This window comes from Streptomyces sp. SudanB182_2057, from assembly GCF_964272715.1.
GTDB classification, from domain to species: domain Bacteria; phylum Actinomycetota; class Actinomycetes; order Streptomycetales; family Streptomycetaceae; genus Streptomyces; species Streptomyces rubradiris.
The window spans coordinates 2227750-2245149 of the sequence record NZ_OZ186798.1; the positions used below are offsets into that span (position 1 = coordinate 2227750).

16 protein-coding genes are annotated in these 17400 nt (G+C 71.5%); 8 read left to right on the top strand and 8 right to left on the bottom strand.

Annotated features, from left to right (window positions below; all coding sequences use genetic code 11):
- The first annotated feature begins 126 nt into the window (after positions 1–126).
- The gene (locus tag ACSURM_RS09375; protein ID WP_436954553.1) at positions 127–1134 is read left to right on the top strand and encodes a D-alanyl-D-alanine carboxypeptidase family protein; all 1008 of its coding nucleotides are present in this window, start codon (positions 127–129) and stop codon (positions 1132–1134) included.
- Positions 1135–1269: 135 nt separating this feature from the next.
- On the opposite strand, the gene ACSURM_RS09380 is transcribed toward ACSURM_RS09375, so the two are convergent.
- Complete coding sequence (locus ACSURM_RS09380; RefSeq protein WP_436954554.1) at positions 1270–2193, bottom strand: LLM class F420-dependent oxidoreductase; 924 nt, start codon at positions 2191–2193, stop codon at positions 1270–1272.
- Positions 2194–2334: 141 nt separating this feature from the next.
- Positions 2335–3318 (bottom strand): hypothetical protein, encoded by a 984-nt coding sequence (locus tag ACSURM_RS09385; RefSeq protein ID WP_436954555.1) that lies wholly within the window; start codon positions 3316–3318, stop codon positions 2335–2337.
- Positions 3319–3963: 645 nt separating this feature from the next.
- Here ACSURM_RS09385 and ACSURM_RS09390 point away from each other — a divergent pair.
- Complete coding sequence (locus ACSURM_RS09390; protein ID WP_436954556.1) at positions 3964–4389, top strand: VOC family protein; 426 nt, start codon at positions 3964–3966, stop codon at positions 4387–4389.
- A gap of 29 nt (positions 4390–4418) precedes the next feature.
- On the opposite strand, the gene ACSURM_RS09395 is transcribed toward ACSURM_RS09390, so the two are convergent.
- The 4 genes from ACSURM_RS09395 to ACSURM_RS09410 form a co-directional block, all read right to left on the bottom strand.
- Positions 4419–4904: a DUF6099 family protein gene (locus ACSURM_RS09395; protein WP_392105384.1), complete on the bottom strand. Its 486-nt coding sequence runs from the start codon at positions 4902–4904 to the stop codon at positions 4419–4421.
- 168 nt (positions 4905–5072) lie between these two features.
- Positions 5073–5489, bottom strand: coding sequence for a nucleotide pyrophosphohydrolase (locus tag ACSURM_RS09400; protein ID WP_436954557.1), 417 nt, complete (start codon positions 5487–5489; stop codon positions 5073–5075).
- Positions 5441–6622, bottom strand: coding sequence for an AAA family ATPase (locus ACSURM_RS09405; RefSeq protein ID WP_436954558.1), 1182 nt, complete (start codon positions 6620–6622; stop codon positions 5441–5443). Before ACSURM_RS09405 ends, ACSURM_RS09400 begins: the two co-directional genes overlap by 49 nt.
- A gap of 146 nt (positions 6623–6768) precedes the next feature.
- Positions 6769–7815, bottom strand: a complete 1047-nt coding sequence (locus tag ACSURM_RS09410) for a cytochrome P450 (RefSeq protein WP_436954559.1) — start codon at positions 7813–7815, stop codon at positions 6769–6771.
- 260 nt (positions 7816–8075) lie between these two features.
- On the opposite strand from ACSURM_RS09410, the gene ACSURM_RS09415 reads away from it, so the two are divergent.
- Both ACSURM_RS09415 and ACSURM_RS09420 read left to right on the top strand, forming a co-directional pair.
- Positions 8076–9050 (top strand): LAETG motif-containing sortase-dependent surface protein, encoded by a 975-nt coding sequence (locus tag ACSURM_RS09415; protein ID WP_436954560.1) that lies wholly within the window; start codon positions 8076–8078, stop codon positions 9048–9050.
- 47 nt (positions 9051–9097) lie between these two features.
- Positions 9098–9682, top strand: a complete 585-nt coding sequence (locus ACSURM_RS09420; protein WP_436954561.1) for a hypothetical protein — start codon at positions 9098–9100, stop codon at positions 9680–9682.
- A gap of 295 nt (positions 9683–9977) precedes the next feature.
- On the opposite strand, the gene ACSURM_RS09425 is transcribed toward ACSURM_RS09420, so the two are convergent.
- Complete coding sequence (locus ACSURM_RS09425) at positions 9978–10367, bottom strand: cell division protein SepF (protein ID WP_030606675.1); 390 nt, start codon at positions 10365–10367, stop codon at positions 9978–9980.
- Between the two features lie 204 nt (positions 10368–10571).
- Here ACSURM_RS09425 and ACSURM_RS09430 point away from each other — a divergent pair, with 204 nt between their 5' ends.
- The 4 genes from ACSURM_RS09430 (at position 10572) to lpdA (ending at position 17062) form a co-directional block, all read left to right on the top strand.
- On the top strand, positions 10572–12386 hold the full coding sequence (locus ACSURM_RS09430) for a methylmalonyl-CoA mutase family protein (protein ID WP_436954562.1): 1815 nt from the start codon (positions 10572–10574) through the stop codon (positions 12384–12386).
- A complete protein-coding gene (gene scpA / locus ACSURM_RS09435) occupies positions 12386–14560 on the top strand; it encodes a methylmalonyl-CoA mutase (RefSeq protein WP_436954563.1) in 2175 nt (724 codons plus the stop codon). The genes ACSURM_RS09430 and scpA overlap by 1 nt, the downstream gene beginning before the upstream one ends.
- A 5-nt stretch (positions 14561–14565) precedes the next feature.
- Entirely contained in the window at positions 14566–15570 is a 1005-nt protein-coding gene (gene meaB, locus ACSURM_RS09440) for a methylmalonyl Co-A mutase-associated GTPase MeaB (protein WP_436954564.1), read from the top strand.
- Between the two features lie 91 nt (positions 15571–15661).
- Positions 15662–17062 (top strand): dihydrolipoyl dehydrogenase, encoded by a 1401-nt coding sequence (gene lpdA / locus ACSURM_RS09445; RefSeq protein WP_436954565.1) that lies wholly within the window; start codon positions 15662–15664, stop codon positions 17060–17062.
- Positions 17063–17205: 143 nt separating this feature from the next.
- Here the strand turns inward: lpdA and ACSURM_RS09450 are convergent, their stop codons facing one another.
- The gene (locus ACSURM_RS09450; RefSeq protein WP_436954566.1) at positions 17206–17346 is read right to left on the bottom strand and encodes a hypothetical protein; all 141 of its coding nucleotides are present in this window, start codon (positions 17344–17346) and stop codon (positions 17206–17208) included.
- Between the last annotated feature and the right edge of the window lie 54 nt (positions 17347–17400).

Sequence of the window (17400 nt, forward strand, 5' to 3'; positions counted from 1 at the left end):
CCGTGTGCGTGCCATGTGCGCCAACGGAGCGGTATGTGACGTCCATTACGGCCCCCCGGCCCCGGACCTGATGAGGTGATGACTCGTCAACTGACCACTGACACGAACGAAAGAGGGGGAACCCCCATGACCATCGACCAGGCAGTCCCGGACCGCGGACCCGGGCAGACGGCCCGGGTGCGCAGGGGCGCCGCCGTCGCGGTGACTGCCGGTGCGGTGCTGGGCGCGGGAGTGCTCGCGTCCGCGCCCGCGCAGGCCGCGCAGATCACCCAGGCCGCCCCGGCCGCCCAGGCTGCGCCGACGGCGTCCGCGGCCCGCGCCGCCGCGGCGGCGGCCCCGCAGGTGTCGGCGCAGGGCGCCTTCGCCATGAACCCGGCCAACGGCAAGCAGCTGTTCGGCAAGGCGCCGGACGCCCGGCTGCGGACCGGTTCCACCACGAAGATCATGACGGCGCTCGTGGTGCTGTCGCAGCGGAACGTGGACCTCGGGAAGAAGGTGAAGATCAAGAAGGAGTACACCGACTATGTCATCGACCCGGCGTCGCACACCCAGCGCTACTCCAGCGCGAACCTGCTCCTCGGTGACTCCATGTCGGTCGGCGACCTGCTGTACGGCCTGCTGCTGCCGTCGGGCTGCGACGCCGCCTACGCGCTGGCGGACACCTACGGCACGGGCTCCACGACGGCCCAGCGGACCAAGTCGTTCATCGGCAAGATGAACAGCAAGGCGCGCGAACTCGGCCTGAAGAACACCCACTTCGACTCCTTCGACGGGGTGTCCAACGGCAAGAACTACTCCTCGCCGCGCGATCTGGCCAAGCTGGCGGGGACCGCGCTGAAGAACAAGACGTTCAAGAAGGTCGTCGGCACCAAGGTCTACGACGACATGAAGTCGTACCGGCCCGGCGGCGGGACGCACGCCATGAACCCCTGGAAGAACTCCAACACGCTCCTCGGCTCCTACCGGGGCGCGTTCGGCGTGAAGACCGGCTCCGGGCCGGAGGCGAAGTACTGCCTGGTGTTCGCGGCCACGCGCGGTTCCAAGACGGTCGTGGGCACGGTCCTCGCGGCGAGCTCGGCGGACCAGCGGTTCAAGGACGCGGCGAAGATCCTGGACTACGGCTTCACACGCTGATCCCGGACCACGGCTTCACACGCTCACGTCCGTGCGGAGTCGGCCGGCGTCCGGCTCCGCACCCGGGAGCCTGACGCCGGGCCTCGCACCGGTGGCCGGGGCCCGGCGACGGCGGCCAGGGCCGCTCGCCCGTGGTTACGACAGCTGGGACTGGACCTTGGAGGAGATCAGCTCCAGGTGGTCCAGGTCGCCGAGGTCCAGCACCTGGAGGTAGATCCGGCGCGAGCCGGCCTCGGCGTACCGGCCGATCTTGTCGACGACCTCGGCCGGGGAGCCGGCCAGCCCGTTGGCCTTCAGTTCGTCCACCTCACGGCCGATCGCGGCGGCGCGCCGGGCCACCTCCTGGTCGTCCTTGCCGACGCAGACCACGAGCGCGTTGGAGTACACCAGGTCGTCCGCGTCCCGGCCCGCCGCCACGGCGGCGGCCCGCACCCGGCCGAACTGCCGCTCGCTGTCCTCCACCGAGGCGAACGGGATGTTGAACTCGTCGGCGTACCGCGCGGCCAGCCGCGGCGTACGGGTCGCGCCGTGGCCGCCGATCAGCACGGGGATCTTCTTCTGGGCGGGCTTGGGCAGCGCCGGCGAGCCGGTGAGGTCGTAGTACGTCCCGTGGAAGTCGAACGTCTTGCCGACCTCGGTCGCCCACAGCCCGGTGACGATCGCCAGCTGCTCCTCCAGCCGGGCGAACTTCTCCTTCGGGAACGGGATGCCGTACGCCTTGTGCTCCTCCTCGAACCAGCCCGCGCCGAGGCCGAGTTCGACCCGGCCGCCGGACATCTGGTCGACCTGGGCGACCTGGATGGCGAGCACGCCGGGCAGCCGGAAGGTGCCGGCCGTCATGAGCGTGCCGAGGCGGATGCGCTTGGTCTCGCGGGCCAGGCCGGCCAGTGTGATCCAGGCGTCCGTGGGGCCGGGCAGGCCGTCCACGTTGCCCATGCGCAGATAGTGGTCCGAGCGGAAGAAGGCGTCGAACCCGAGGTCCTCGGTGGCCTTGGCCACGGTGAGCAGGGTGTCGTAGGTGGCCCCTTGCTGGGGCTCGGTGAAGATTCGCAGGTCCATACACCTATCCTGCATGGCGCCGCCCGCGCCGGCCGCGCGGGTACCGCCCGCGGCCGAGCCCGGTCGGGTGAAATGCGCCCGCCGGGGCGGCGCGCGCGAAACCCCCGCCGGGCCGGCAGGGGTTTCGGAGACACACTCGGACTACTGGGCAGGCTGCTCGACAGGCGGCGTCTGCGGGTTCGTTTCGGTCTGCCCGCTCGGCGGGGTCTGCTTGCTCGGGTCCGTCTGCCCGCTCGGCGGGGCCTGCTTGTTCGGATCGGTCTGCCCGCTCGGCGGAGTCTGCTTGCCCGGGTCCGTCTGCCCACCCGGCGGAGTCTGCTTGCCCGGGTCCGTCTGCCCACCCGGCGGGGCCTGCTTGCCCGGGTCCGTCTGCCCACCCGGCGGAGTCTGCTTGCCCGGGTCCGTCTGCCCACCCGGCGGAGTCTGCTTGCCCGGATCGGTCTGCCCACCCGGCGGAGTCTGCTTGCCCGGATCGGTCTGCCCACCCGGCGGAGTCTGCTTGCCCGGATCGGTCTGCCCACCCGGCGGAGTCTGCTTGCCCGGGTCCGTCTGCCCACCCGGCGGCGTCTGCTTGCCCGGGTCCGTCTGCCCACCCGGCGGCGTCTGCTTGTCCTGCGTTCCGGCCTCTTGGTTGACCGGTGCGTTGATGGTCGAATTGATTATTTGGTTGACGTTGTTGGTGATCTGCTGCTGGATCTGCGTCATGATCGTCGTCGGCACGCCCAGGCTCCTCGCCTTCGCCTGTGCGGCCGCCACGCCCTGCGCCTTCGCCTCCTGCGGGGAGGCGCCCCGCTTGACGGCCGCCTGAGCCGCGCTCGTCGCGGCCGAAACGACGGCGGACGTCTGCGCTCCACCGGCCGAGCTTCCCGTGCCCGTGCAGGTTACGGATCCCACACGGAAGGTCCCTGTTCCCTTGACCGCCATCGGTCCGATACGGCCGTCGGAGGAAGAGCGCGCCGTCTCCCCACCGGGCGTGACGGTGAATTTCTGTCCGGGCGCGAATCCGCTGCCGGTCAGATTCCCTCCCGCGACCCGGCAGGTCGGGTTCGGGGCGGCCGAGGCCGGCCCCACCGCACCGGCGACCGCCCCGCTGACCAGCGCGGCCACCGCGGCGGCGCTCAGCACTGACTTCCCTCGCATGAAACTCTCCTCTGCTGGCGTTTCAATTCAGCGACAGAGACTTTTCGATGGACACCAGCACGCTAACCCCGCACCTCCGATGACGCATCCAGAGTTGCGGATACCGGTGAGGGGCAAGTATTCTTCGACATTCCTTCGAGGTGACAGAATGAACACGGCGACGCTACGCCTCATTTCGGTTGCCGCGGCGATCCTTTTCTGCGTGGCCGCGAGTATTTCGGCCGCTCCGGAGAGTAAGGCCGCCGCACCTTCGCCGCTCAAGTGCTACAAAACGATCCGTGACCCGCATTCGGTCGTGTGCTATCGAATGTCCTACCGGCCATTGTTCCGAGACGGCCGGATCACCTTCGTCCCTTTCCTCGTCCAAGTGCCCACACCCGCGGATCCACCGCCGGTGACAACCGTGGGCGAACTCCCGCCGACCTGAAATGGACGGGTTCGGCGACCGGGGGGCCTGTTAGAGTCGCTCATGTGACTGCCGGGTCGGCCATGGGCCATACACGAGTGAGGCGCCCGGCCTCGGCGTGAGCGCGAGGCGGGCGAGAGGCCCGCCGTCTTCTCCGTGTCCCACTTCCCGCCGCCCGTCTGCGGCGCTCCCAGCGGATCCAGTACTCGGAGACACATCCCGTCATGCCACATGACCAGCAGCACGCCCATCTGCCCGCACCGCCGGCCGCCGTCCGGCTGGACCACACCGCCGTCTACGCCTCGGACCGCCGACTGTCGGCCGAGTTCATCGCGGTGATCCTGGGCCTGGAGGTCGGCGCGCCCTTCGGGCCGTTCCTGCCCGTCGACCTGGGCAACGGCGTCACGCTCGACTACTACGAGAAGCGCGACGAGCCGATCCAGTCGCAGCACTACGCGTTCCTCGTGCCCGACGAGGAGTTCGACACCATGATCGCCCGACTGGAGGCGGTCGGGGTCACCTACTACGCCGACCCCAGCCGCACCGAGCCCGGCCGGATCAACCGTCTCTTCGGCGGTCGCGGCGCCTACTTCGACGACCCGGACGGTCACAACATGGAGATCATGACCCGCCCGTACATACGGCCGTAGCCGGCGTCACGGCTCGCACGGGGCGGTGATCACACGCCGGACGGGCTGTCCTGGGCGTCCTCCGGCACCATCGCCGCCCGTGCCGCCAGCTTGCGCAGCATCTCCAGCACGCGGTCACGGGACTCGTCGGCCGCGTCGATCGCCTCCATGCACTGCCAGTACGTCGTCTCGTCCACGGCGGCGCTGGCCATGCCCACGAGGGATATGCCGACCTCGCCGAGCAGGCCGCCGAGGCAGAGCAGGGTCTCGCGGGCGTCGTCCAGCTCGGTGAGCTGGGCGGCGCGCAGGTCGCCGGGGTCGAGTTCGGGCGGGTCCAGGACGCCGCAGCCCCGGCCCGCCAGCTCCGTCAGCCCCAGCGCCTCGCCGCGCAGCTCCGGCGGGCCGGAGACCGCGAGGCGGCTCCCGATCGCCTGGGCCAGGGCCTGCGCCTGCCACACCTCCGCCATCATCTCCCCGGCGTCGGCGCCGGCCGCCAGGGCCCGCCTGCTCGCCAGGATGAGCCGTACCGCATCCATACGATGCCCCCGTCCGTCCGCCGCACCCCGTCGGCACGGCCTCCTGAACTCACCTGTCCACTACCCAGAGTGAGGGTCGTTGAGGCGAAAAGCCAGAGGAAGACGGAAATTACTGGACAACAATTCGGATCCGTCACGCGACTTAACTGCGGAGAGTAATAACGGAACTCAGGCGTCCGCCTGTTGGTGCCCGTCTCCGGCGCCCGGAACCGGGAAGCGGTGCTCGTTGCGGTCGATCTTGGCGGCCAGCGCGGCCAGCGGATCGACGCCGAGGACCTCGCAGAACTGGAGCAGGTAGGCCAGCACATCGGCGACCTCGTCGGTGACCCGGTGCGCCGTGCCCGGGTCGTCCATCACCCGGGCGGACTCCTCCGGGGTGAGCCACTGGAAGATCTCGACCAGTTCGGACGCCTCCACCGAGAGGGCGGCGACGAGGTTCTTGGGCGTGTGGTACGGCTGCCAGTTCCGCGCGGCGGCGAACTCGGCCAGTCTGCGCTGGAGGGCGGCAAGGTCGGGGTGTTGGGCGGGGTGTTCGGTCACGCGTTCAGGTGTACCACTGTGACGCCCGGGGTCCCGGCGGCCCATGCGGCGTCGTGCACCGCGGCCACGCACCGGATGTGTCCGCGCCGGCCCATCCGGGCGGCCGTCGACAGCAGTTCCCGGCGCTGGACGGGATCCAGGCTCCGGTCGAAGCCGTCGGCGAGGACGGTGAGGGTGCGCAGCGCGTCGGGCACCTCGCCCGGCGCGTCCATGTCGAGCACGCCCGGCCCGGTCAGCAGCACCAGGGACAGCGCCAGATAGCGCAGTTCGCCGTCGCCGAGCCGGGCGAGCGCGGTGCGCACACCGTCGCCGCGGTCGAGCAGCGCCCGTACCGTCCCGTCGGCCAGCGGTTCGGCCACCAGGTCGGCCACCGGGCCGGCGCAGCCCGCGCGCACCGCCTCGACCAGGAGCCCGTGCCGGCGGCTGCACTCGGTGCGGGTGCGCCACAGGACGTCGGCGAGGTTGTCGCAGCCGGTCAGCAGCCGGCCGGAGCCGGCGGGGACGGGCCGGCGCATGCGCTCGGGGCGCGGATCGCACGGGAAGACGGAGCGCAGGGCGACGACCATCTGCTCGGCGGCGGCGAGCACATGGCGCTGCCCGTCGGTCTTGCCGGCCACGCGCAGCGGCAGCAGGGCCGTGCCCAGGCGGTCGTCGGGAAGCGGGGCGCGGGTCACCGGGGCGGCGCCCGCGGTGTGCCAGGCGGCCTGGACGGTACGGCGCCCGGGGTCGCGCAGCGCGGTCTGCAGCAGGACGACACCGCGCGCGGTCAGCCGCTCCCCCACGATCCGCAGGTCCGGTTCGGCCTGTACGGCGATGTCGAGCCGGACCGGGCCCTCGGCGCCTTCGGCCGTGCACCCGATGCGGAACCCCCGGCGCCCCCCGGCGTCGGGCCGGGCCCGCTCGGGTACGCAGGCGACCGGGTCCGGGAACGCCTCCTCGAGCGGGGCGCCGCCGCCGAGCCGGGCCAGTGCCTCGCAGGCGGCGAGCGCGGTGGTCTTGCCGGCCCCGCTGGGCCCCGCGAACAGGGTGACCGGCCCGAGCGGAAACCCGGCGCCCCGGTGCCCGGCGAAGGCGGAGAGCCGCAGCTCGGTGATCCGGGACCGGATGTCGGGGTGGGTGCCGGGGAACGCGGGCACGTCGGCCGCCGGCGACTCAGCGAACACGAAGGGCACGGCCATACGCGGACCGTAGAACCCCGCTCCCCCGCCGAACCGTTTTCCCGCCGCGCCAAGCCCCCGATCGAATGACACTTACGAACCTCAGCTTGACGCTCACACGATGTTCCGGTCCGCCGGGAGGGTTCGGCCCATGCTCGCCGGACGTCTCAGCCGGGCGCGCGGGGGTGCGCGAGCATGGGCAGCGGGCCGGTGCCGAGGGTCGTCTCCGGGCGGGGACGGACCTCGGCTCCAGGAACGGGGCGCAACCGCCAGCGGGCGCACAGTGTGCTGAGCGCGAGGAGCGCCTCGACGGTGCCGAAGTGTTCGCCGATGCACTTGCGGTTGCCGGCGCCGAAGGGGATGAACGCCCCACGGGGCACGGAGCGGGCCCGGTCCGGGTGCCACCGGTCGGGATCGAAGATCCCGGGCTCGGCGAACAGGCGGGGGTCCCGGTGCAGGGCGTAGGGGCTGTAGAGGACGTCGGCGCCGCGCGGGAGGGCCCGTCCGGCGAGTTCCGTCTCGCACGTGGTCGTCCTGGTGAACATCCAGCCCGGCGGGTACAGCCGCAGGACTTCGGTGAACACGCGACCGGTGTACTCCAGCCGGGGAAGGTCCGCGAGCTCGGGGAGACGACGGCCCGCGAGGACCCGGTCGGTCTCCGCGTGCAGCCGCGCCTCCACTTCGGGGTGGGTGGCGATGAGGTGGACGGCCCAGGCGAGGGCGTGGCCGGTGGGTTCGGTTCCGGCGACCAGCAGGGTCATCACCTGGTCGCACAGCTCCCTGTCGCTCAGGGAGTCGCCGGGGCCGTCGCCGTGGGCTGCGGCGAGGGCCGTGAGCAGGTCGTCGTGGGCGTCGGCGGTGCGGCGGTGCGTCCGCACGATGCGGTGGATGAGGCCGCGCAGTCTGTCGTGGGCGGCGCGGAACCGCCGGTTGCCCGGGGTCGGGAGTTTCTCCCAGAGCCCGAGCGGTGCGGTCATCCGGCGGTACACGCCGGAGAAGAGGACGACGAGGCAGTGCTGGATGTCGGTGACGTCCTGGTCGCCGATGGACGTGGAGAAGAGGGTGCGGGCGGTGACGCGGGCGGTGACGGACTGCATGGCGGCGGACACGTCCACGGTTCGGCCGGGTTGCCAGGCGTCGGTCACGGCGGTGATCCCGTGCACCATGTCGGCGGCGTGGACGCCGACGCGCTCGCGGGTGAAGGCCGGCTGCATGAGGCGGCATTGTCTGCGGCGCCGTACGAAAGCGAAAGTGTCTGTCCGTCATCCCAGGTGTGTCCCACCTTGTTGACTACTTAAGTGACTGGCGTATGCAACCTTTTCCCGGTGCGCGTGGTCACGTACGTGCACAGGTGTTCGCCTCCGCGCATGGTGCGGGACCGCACACACGCGCTCCACGGGTCGTGCACGGCCCGAGTCAGCGAACGCCAACGTCTGACGCGATAGCGGCACTTGGGATCCGAAAGGTCCGCTGGATGAAGATTCGCCGCGTCCTGACCGCCGCCGCGGCGGCTGCCGTGATAGCGCCCGCCGCCGTACTGGCCGCCCCCGCCGCCGCGTTCGCCACGGATCCGGTACCGGACACCGGCCCCCGCACGCCCACCCCGCCCGATACCGCGAAACCGGCCCAGCCGCCGGCGGACCTCCCGGCAAACGGCGGCGGAACGGGTGGCCCGGACGAAGCCGAGGCCGGTGGCCCGGGCTCCCAGGACGACGACGGGGACACCGCAGGGAGCCGGCAGGAGGCCGGTGGGTCCACCGAGGAGACCACCGAACGGAAGCCCGCTGAGGGCGGGGCAGCCGACGACCCCCATGGCCAGTCCTGCGCGTTCGAGTCCGACCAGGTACGCGTGGCCGTCCGCGGACTGCCCACCCAGCTGGTCGCGGACGGCCCCTGGTCCCCCTTCTCGATGACGCTCACCAACACCACCGGCAGGACCTTGAACGAGACCCGGCCCTATCTGAACGTGATCTCCGCCACGGACGTCGACCGGCCGGAATGGGAGCTGAAAACCGAGTACCACGACCCCAAGTCGGGGCGGTGGAAGCCCTACGAAGACCAAGAACCCGGCCGCCTGTTCGACATCATCACCGTCGGTCCGCACAGCACCCGCACGTTCCAACTGCGCACGCACGTGGTGAAGAGCGCCAAGCCCGGCCCCGGGTACGCGTTCGCCGCCGCCGACTACCGCAACCGCGACGGTTCCTGTGGTTCCTCCAAGGAAGGCTGGTACGACTTCACCATCCTCCCGGTGGGCGCCAAGCCGACGCAATCCGGGCCGGGTGAGCCGGGCGGCAACCTCGCCGAGACCGGCTCGTCGTCCGCGCTCCCGGCGATCGGCCTCGCCGCGGGCGCCGCGGTGGTGGCCGGCGCGGGCGCGGTCTTCGTCGTGCGGCGCCGCAAGGCCACGGCCGGTCCGGGCGGCGGCGACACGGACGTCACCGCGTAAGCACAGCCCTTCCTCCCAGACTCCGCAGAACCGGAAAAGAGATCAGCATGAAACTGCGCCGCGCCCTGTCCCTCACGGCCGCGACGGCCGCCCTCCTGCCCGTGGCGATGGCAGCCGCCCCCGTCTCCCAGGCGGCCGACGCCCCGGTCCCGCTGTGCACCGAAGTCGGCGCGGGCAAGTACCGCGAGAGCCCCACCGTGACCCGCTCGTTCGGCATACCCGACCGTCTGACTCCGAGCAGTCACTGGACAGCCTTCACCAGCACGATCACCAACGCATCGTCGATCGAGTTCGAGTCGTTCAAAGTCGTCGGCTGGGCGCTCAATTACGACGACAACATGGACAACGCCTACCTGGGGCAGTACATCGATCTGCAGTACTGGGACGCCTCACAGCACCTCTGGAAGACGCTCCGCGGCTCCCGCGCCCCCATCCCCGCCCCGGACACGCTGAAGCCCCGCAAATCCCTCCATCTGCAGATGCGGCTCAAGCTGAGAGAAGACGTGCCCATGAAGCCGGGCGAGGAGATCCTCGGGGGAGTGACCATCGGCGGCTCCTGGGTCGAGCCCTCCCGCAACAACTGCGTGGGCCATACCTCCAGCGGCGGGCAGTTCTGGGCCGAGAAGAACTGAACCCCCGCCGATCAGCAGCGCGCTGTCGGGCCGGTGTGCGGCGCCTTGGACTTGGCGGGAAGCGAGAATGTCGCCCTGGCCGGCCCCGGCCATCGCCCCTGCCCGGCACGCCCGGTTTGCGCCTGGACCCAGGCGCGAACCGGGCGGCCTCGCTGAGAGGCCGCCCCGTTTCAGGACACGCGGTTCGAGCCGATCGACCGCACCAGGGCAGCGGACACGCGGCAAACACCCCGTGCGCGAGTACGCCCTCGACCAGCAGACCAGCGAACCAAGACCTCCGACAGCCGGCCCGCCGTCACGTGCCCGCCAGGCCCGCCCCCTCCATCAGGCCGCTGACCTCCGTGCCGGGCGGGGTGAGGAGGAAGACGTTGCGGTCGACCCGGTGCATCCCGCTGCCCAGGCCGAAGACGACGCCGGTGCTGAAGTCGAGGACGCGCTTGGCCACATCCCCCTCCGCGCCGGACAGGTCGAGCAGTACCGGTACTCCTGCCATCAGGGTCTCGGCCACTTCGCGGGCGTCCGCGAAGACGTTGACGCGCAGGACCACGAACCGGCGCCGGGTCTCGGTCTCGGCGTCGGGCAGCGAGCGGTGGTTCACCGCCGACGGCCAGGAGTCCCGGCCCCGCAGCGGCACGACCTGGGCGAGCCCTTCCCACTGTTCATCGGTGACGTCGTAACGGCTCACCGGCTCCCCCTGACCTGACTCGCGACCAATTGCACCAGCCAATTCTTACGCCAACTCACCCGTTCGGCCCAACACCGACACGAAGTGCCCCTCCGGGGCCACCCCCCGCAGTCCCAGGGATGGCGCGGATCACCAGCGCAAGAAGAGAAACCTCACAGGCCGTGCCGCGTCCCCGTTCGAGCGCCCTGCCCTAGCATCCGAGCCATGACGGTCCTGCCTGACGACGGGCTCTCACTGGCCGCCGAGTTCCCCGACCCGACACACGAGCAGTGGCAACGCCTGGTGGAGGGCGTACTGCGCAGGTCAGGCAGGGAATTGTCCGGCGAGGCAGCGGAAGACGCCCTGTCCACGACGCTGGAAGACGGGCTGCGCACCCGGCCCCTGTACACCGCGCGCGACGGCGCGCCCGATCCCGGCCTGCCGGGTTTCGCCCCGTTCGTGCGGGGCGGCCGCCCGGCGGGCACCGGTCCGAGCGGCTGGGACGTGCGCCAGCGGCACACGGCGCTCGGCGACGGCCCGGCGGACGCGGTGCTCGCCGACCTGGAGAACGGCGGCACCTCGCTCTGGCTGGTGCTGGGCGAGGGCGGCATCCCGGTCGCGGAGCTAGGCCGGGCTCTGGACGGGGTGTACCTGGATCTGGCCCCCGTCGTGCTGGACGCCGGCCGTGACACCGTCCGGGCCGCCGAGGCCCTGCTGCGGTTGTACGCGGACAAGGGCGTGGACGCCGGGACGGTGCGCGGCAACCTGGGCGGCGACCCGCTCGGGTACGAGGCCCGCACCGGCACCGCGCAGGGCTTCGCGCCGTACGCGGAACTGGCCGTGCGCTGTGCCGAGGGGTACCCGGGGCTGCGCGCGCTGACCGTGGACGCGCTGCCGTACCACGAGGCGGGCGGCTCGGCCGCGCAGGAGCTGGGCGCCTCGCTGGCCACCGGTGTGGCCTATCTGCGGGAGCTGACCGAGGCCGGGCTCGGCGTCGAACAGGCCCTGGGACAGCTGGAGTTCCGGTACGCGGCGACCGCCGACCAGTTCCTGACCATCGCCAAGCTGCGCGCGGCGCGCCGGCTGTGGGCGCGGGTCGCCGAGGTGTGCGGGGCCCCGGCGGCGGGCGCGCAGACGCAGCACGTGGTGACATCGCCGGTGATGATGACCCGCCGCGACCCGTGGGTGAACATGCTCCGCACCACGATCGCGGCGCTGGCCGCCGGGGTGGGCGGCGCGGACGCGGTGACGGTGCTGCCGTTCGACCATGCGTTGGGGCTGCCCGACGCGTTCGCCCGGCGGATCGCCCGCAACACCTCCACCATCCTGATCGAGGAGTCCCACCTGGCCCGGGTCGTCGACCCGGCGGGCGGCTCCTGGTACGTGGAGCGGCTGACCGCCGACCTGGCGGAGGCCGCCTGGCGGTTCTTCCGGTCCGTCGAGCGCGACGGTGGCCAGGCGGCCGTGCTGCGCTCCGGCCGGCTGCGCACCGATCTCGCCACGACCTGGGCGGAGCGCTCCAAGCGGCTCGCCAGGCGGCGCGAACCCGTCACCGGGGTCAGCGAGTTCCCGCTGCTGGCCGAGAAGCCGGTCGAGCGTCCGCCCGCGCCCGAGCCGCCCTCGGGCGGGCTGCCCCGGGTGCGCCGGGACGAGGCGTACGAGGAGCTGCGCGCCCGCTCCGACGCCCATCTGGCCGAGACCGGCGCCCGGCCCCGGATCTACCTGGCCACGATCGGCTCCCCCGCCGAGTACACCGCGCGCGCGTCCTTCGCCGCCAACCTCTTCCAGGCCGGCGGCATCGAGCCGGTCACCGAAGGGGAGTTCGCCGGCAGCGGCGCCACCGAGGCCGTGGTGTGCTCCAGCGACGCGCTCTACGCCGAACAGGCCGGGCAGGTGGCCGAGTCGCTGCGCGCGGCCGGGGCCCGGCACGTGTTCCTGGCGGGCCGGGGCGAGTACCCCGGCATCGACTCGTACGTCTTCGCGGGCTGCGACGCCGTGGATGTGCTGTCCGCGACCCTCGACCGCATGGGAGTGTCCTGATGGGAATCCCCGACTTCTCCGGCATCGAGCTGGGCACCCCGGTCACGGGCGGCACCGAGGACGAGTGGCGCGCGGCGCTGCGGCGGGCCGCCGGGGACGCGGAGCCGGTGTGGGAGACCCCGGAGGGCATCGGGGTCAAGCCGCTGTACACCGGACGTGACCTGGAGGGCCTGGACTTCCTGGACACCTACCCGGGCATCGCGCCGTATCTGCGCGGCCCGTACCCGACGATGTACGTCAACCAGCCCTGGACGATCCGGCAGTACGCGGGCTTCTCCACCGCCGAGGAGTCCAACGCGTTCTACCGGCGCAATCTGGCGGCCGGTCAGAAGGGTCTGTCGGTCGCCTTCGACCTGCCCACGCACCGGGGTTACGACAGCGACCACCCGCGGGTGACGGGTGACGTCGGCATGGCGGGCGTGGCCATCGACTCGATCTACGACATGCGGCAGTTGTTCGACGGCATCCCGCTGGACCGGATGACCGTGTCGATGACGATGAACGGCGCGGTGCTGCCGGTGCTGGCGCTGTACATCGTGGCGGCGGAGGAGCAGGGCGTACCGCCCGAGAAGCTGGCCGGGACCATTCAGAACGACATTCTGAAGGAGTTCATGGTCCGCAACACCTACATCTATCCGCCGAAGCCGTCGATGCGGATCATCTCCGACATCTTCGCGTACACCTCGCGGCGGATGCCCCGCTACAACTCCATCTCCATCTCCGGCTACCACATCCAGGAGGCGGGCGCGACGGCCGACCTGGAGCTGGCGTACACCCTCGCGGACGGCGTGGAGTACCTCCGGGCGGGCCGTGAGGCGGGCCTGGACGTGGACGCGTTCGCGCCCCGGCTGTCGTTCTTCTGGGCGATCGGCATGAACTTCTTCATGGAGGTCGCCAAGCTGCGGGCGGCCCGGCTGCTGTGGGCGAAGCTGGTCCGGCAGTTCGACCCGCAGAACCCCAAGTCCCTGTCGCTGCGGACGCATTCGCAGACCTCGGGCTGGTCGCTGACCGCGCAGGACGTCTTCAACAACGTCACCCGCACCTGTGTGGAGGCGATGGCGGCCACCCAGGGCCACACCCAGTCGCTGCACACCAACGCGCTCGACGAGGCGCTGGCGCTGCCCACCGACTTCTCGGCGCGCATCGCCCGCAACACCCAGCTGCTGATCCAGCAGGAGTCGGGCACCACCCGGGTCATCGACCCGTGGGGCGGCAGCGCGTACGTGGAGCGGCTGACGTACGACCTGGCCCGCAAGGCGTGGGCGCACATCCAGGAGGTCGAGCGGGCGGGCGGCATGGCGCAGGCCATCGACGCGGGCATCCCGAAGCTGCGCGTGGAGGAGGCCGCGGCCCGCACCCAGGCCCGGATCGACTCCGGCCGGCAGCCGGTGATCGGCGTGAACAAGTACCGGGTGGACAGCGACGAGCAGATCGAGGTGCTCAAGGTCGACAACTCCTCCGTGCGCGCCCAGCAGATCGAGAAGCTGCGGCGGCTGCGCGCGGAGCGGGACGAGACCGCCTGCCGGGACGCGCTGGACGCGCTGACCCGGGCGGCCGACGGCACGGACAACCTGCTGGAGCTGGCGGTGCGCGCGGCCCGCGCCAAGGCGACGGTCGGCGAGATCTCCGACGCCCTGGAGAAGGTGTACGGGCGGCACGCCGGGCAGATCCGTACGATCTCCGGTGTGTACCGCAACGAGGCAGGACAGTCGGCGTCGGTGGACCGCACCCGGGCGCTGGTGGACGCGTTCGAGGAGGCCGAGGGGCGCCGGCCGCGCATCCTGGTCGCGAAGATGGGGCAGGACGGCCACGACCGCGGCCAGAAGGTGATCGCGACGGCCTTCGCCGACCTCGGTTTCGACGTGGACGTCGGCCCGTTGTTCCAGACGCCGGAGGAGGTCGCCCGGCAGGCGGTCGAGGCGGATGTGCACGTGGTCGGGGTGTCCTCGCTGGCCGCCGGGCACCTCACGCTCGTGCCGGCGCTGCGCGAGAAGCTCGCCGAGGAGGGCCGCGAGGACATCATGATCGTGGTCGGCGGGGTGATCCCGCCGCAGGACGTGCCGACGCTCAGGGAGATGGGCGCTGCGGAGGTGTTCCTGCCCGGGACGGTGATCCCGGACGCGGCCCACGACCTGGTCGAGCGGCTGGCGGCCGGCCTCGGGCACGAGCTGTAGCGGCGATGGCAGCGATCGATCTCGACACGTATGTGAAGGGTGTGCTCGACGGGAAGCGGGCCCTGGTGGCCCGCGCCATCACGCTCGTGGAGTCCACCCGGCCACAGCACCGGGAGCTGGCGCAGCGGCTGCTGACCGAGCTGCTGCCGTACAGCGGACGGGCGCGGCGGATCGGTGTGAGCGGGGTGCCCGGTGTCGGCAAGTCGACATTCATCGACGCGTTCGGCACGATGCTGACCTCGCTGGGGCACCGGGTCGCGGTGCTCGCCGTCGACCCGTCCTCGACCCGCACGGGCGGCTCCATCCTCGGTGACAAGACGCGGATGGAGCGGCTCGCGGTGGACCCGGCGGCCTTCGTGCGGCCCTCCCCCAGCGCGGGCACGCTGGGCGGGGTCGCCAAGGCCACCCGGGAGTCGATGGTGGTGATGGAGGCGGCCGGTTACGACGTGGTCCTGGTGGAGACCGTCGGGGTGGGCCAGTCGGAGACGGCGGTCGCCGACATGGTCGACTCCTTCCTGCTGCTCACCCTGGCCCGCACCGGCGATCAGCTCCAGGGCATCAAGAAGGGTGTGCTGGAGCTGGCCGACGTGATCGCCGTGAACAAGGCGGACGGCCCGCACGAGCGGGACGCGCGGGCCGCGGCCCGGGAACTGGCGGGCGCGCTGCGGCTGATGCACGGCAAGGACGCCTTCTGGACGCCGCCGGTGCTGCACTGCAGCGCGCGGGAGTCGGCCGGTCTGGACACGGTGTGGGAGCGGCTGGAGCAGCACCGGCGGCTGCTGGAGTCCACCGGGCGGCTGGCGGCCAGGCGCCGGGAGCAGCAGGTCGGCTGGGTGTGGACGATGGTCCGCGACGAGCTGCTGGGCCGGCTGCACTCCGACCCGGCGGTCCGCGCCGCCGCCCCCGACCTGGAACGGCAGGTCAGGGAGGGCGAGTTGACGGCGACGCTGGCGGCGGAGCGGATCCTGGCCGCCTTCGAGGGCCGTACGGGTCCCGCGGCCGGGAACTGACCGGGAGCGGTCCCGGGGGCGCGCCTCCGGGACCACCCGGCACCTGAAGGGGTTGCGCGGGACGCGACGGCCGGACGAGGATCAACTTCTTGTGAGCCAACATTTCGATGTCGTTGTTCTAGGAGCGGGCCCGGGCGGCTACACCGCGGCGGTTCGCAGCGCACAACTCGGCCTGTCCACCGCGGTGGTGGAGGAGCGGTACTGGGGAGGTGTCTGCCTCAACGTCGGCTGCATCCCCTCCAAGGCGCTGCTGCGCAATGCCGAGATGGTGCAGTTCGTCACGAACGAAGCCAAGGCGTACGGGATCTCCGTGGGCGACAACGTGTCCGCGGATTTCCGGGTCGCCCACGAGCGCAGCCGCAAGGTCGCCGACGGGCGGGTCAAGGGCGTTCACTATCTGATGAAGAAGAACGCCATCACCCAGTTCGACGGCCGGGGTGTCTTCACCGACGACCACAGTCTGACGGTGACCTTGTCCGACGGGCGCACGGAGGCGGTGACCTTCGACCACTGCATCATCGCCGCGGGCGCCTCGCCCCGGCTGCTGCCCGGCACCTCCCTGTCGGACCGTGTGGTCACCTACGAGAGCCAGATCCTCAGCGAGACGCTGCCGGACAGCATCGTCATCGCGGGCGCCGGCGCCATCGGTGTGGAGTTCGCCTATGTGCTGCGCAGCTACGGCGTGGACGTCACCATCGTGGAGTTCCTCGACCGCATGGTCCCGCTGGAGGACGAGGAGATCTCCAAGGAGCTGGCGAGGCACTACCGCAAGCTCGGCATCGAGGTGCTGACCGGCACGGCCGTGGAGAGCATCGACGACTCGGGCCCGCGGGTCCGGGTGACCGTCGACAAGAACGGCGAGCGCCGGACCCTGGAGACCGACAAGGTGCTCCAGGCCATCGGCTTCGCGCCGAACGTACGGGGCTACGGCCTGGAGAACACCGGGGTACGCCTCACCGAGCGCGGCGCCATCGACGTCGACGGCCGGTGCCGGACCAGCGTGCCGCACATCTTCGCCATCGGTGACGTCACCGCCAAGCTGATGCTGGCGCACGCCGCCGAGTCCATGGGTGTGGTGGCCGCGGAGACCATCGCGGACGCGGAGACCATGGAGCTGGACTACACCATGATCCCGCGGGCGACCTACTGCCAGCCCCAGGTGGCCAGCTTCGGCTGGACGGAGGCCCAGGCCCGCGAGCGGGGCTTCGACGTCCAGGTGGCCAAGTTCCCCTTCACCGCCAACGGCAAGGCGCACGGCCTGGGACACCCCGTCGGCTTCGTCAAGATCATCAGCGATGGCACGCACGGTGAGCTGCTCGGCGCCCACCTCATCGGCCCCGAGGTCACCGAACTGCTCCCGGAGCTGACCCTGGCCCAGCAGTGGGACCTGACGGTCCACGAGGTCGCCCGCAACGTACACGCGCACCCGACGCTCGGCGAGGCGGTCAAGGAAGCCGTCCACGGCCTGGCCGGGCACATGATCAACATGTGATCCGCCGGTGCCGCCGCGCCCTGTCCGACCCGCGATGAGGCGGGTCGGACAGGGGGGTGGCAACGCCCGTGGAACTCCTCTGGGACTTTGCGCCGGCGGCGGGCTCTCCGGCCGCGCTCCACGAGCGCTGACGCCCGGTCCTGCTACACGAAGAGGGCGTCGATCGCGGCGCTGCCCCGTGCGCCCGCGTGCGGCAGGAAGTGGGCGTACTTTCGCAACGTGAACCCGGGGTCGGAGTGCCCCAGCCAGCGGGCCGGCGAGACGATCGCTTCACCGGCTTCCAACACCTCCGAGGCGTAGAAGTGCCGCAGGGCGTGGAAACATGTTCACGGGACGGC

Bases quoted from the DNA above. Each gene is read 5' to 3' on its own strand.
- ACSURM_RS09375 (WP_436954553.1), top strand. From the start codon at position 127: ATGACCATCGACCAGGCAGTCCCGGACCGCGGACCCGGGCAGACGGCC.
- ACSURM_RS09380 (WP_436954554.1), bottom strand. From the start codon at position 2,193: ATGGACCTGCGAATCTTCACCGAGCCCCAGCAAGGGGCCACCTACGAC.
- ACSURM_RS09390 (WP_436954556.1), top strand. From the start codon at position 3,964: ATGCCACATGACCAGCAGCACGCCCATCTGCCCGCACCGCCGGCCGCC.
- ACSURM_RS09395 (WP_392105384.1), bottom strand. From the start codon at position 4,904: ATGGATGCGGTACGGCTCATCCTGGCGAGCAGGCGGGCCCTGGCGGCC.
- ACSURM_RS09400 (WP_436954557.1), bottom strand. From the start codon at position 5,489: ATGGGCCGCCGGGACCCCGGGCGTCACAGTGGTACACCTGAACGCGTG.
- ACSURM_RS09405 (WP_436954558.1), bottom strand. From the start codon at position 6,622: ATGGCCGTGCCCTTCGTGTTCGCTGAGTCGCCGGCGGCCGACGTGCCC.
- ACSURM_RS09410 (WP_436954559.1), bottom strand. From the start codon at position 7,815: ATGCAGCCGGCCTTCACCCGCGAGCGCGTCGGCGTCCACGCCGCCGAC.
- ACSURM_RS09415 (WP_436954560.1), top strand. From the start codon at position 8,076: ATGAAGATTCGCCGCGTCCTGACCGCCGCCGCGGCGGCTGCCGTGATA.
- ACSURM_RS09420 (WP_436954561.1), top strand. From the start codon at position 9,098: ATGAAACTGCGCCGCGCCCTGTCCCTCACGGCCGCGACGGCCGCCCTC.
- ACSURM_RS09430 (WP_436954562.1), top strand. From the start codon at position 10,572: ATGACGGTCCTGCCTGACGACGGGCTCTCACTGGCCGCCGAGTTCCCC.
- scpA (WP_436954563.1), top strand. From the start codon at position 12,386: ATGGGAATCCCCGACTTCTCCGGCATCGAGCTGGGCACCCCGGTCACG.
- meaB (WP_436954564.1), top strand. From the start codon at position 14,566: ATGGCAGCGATCGATCTCGACACGTATGTGAAGGGTGTGCTCGACGGG.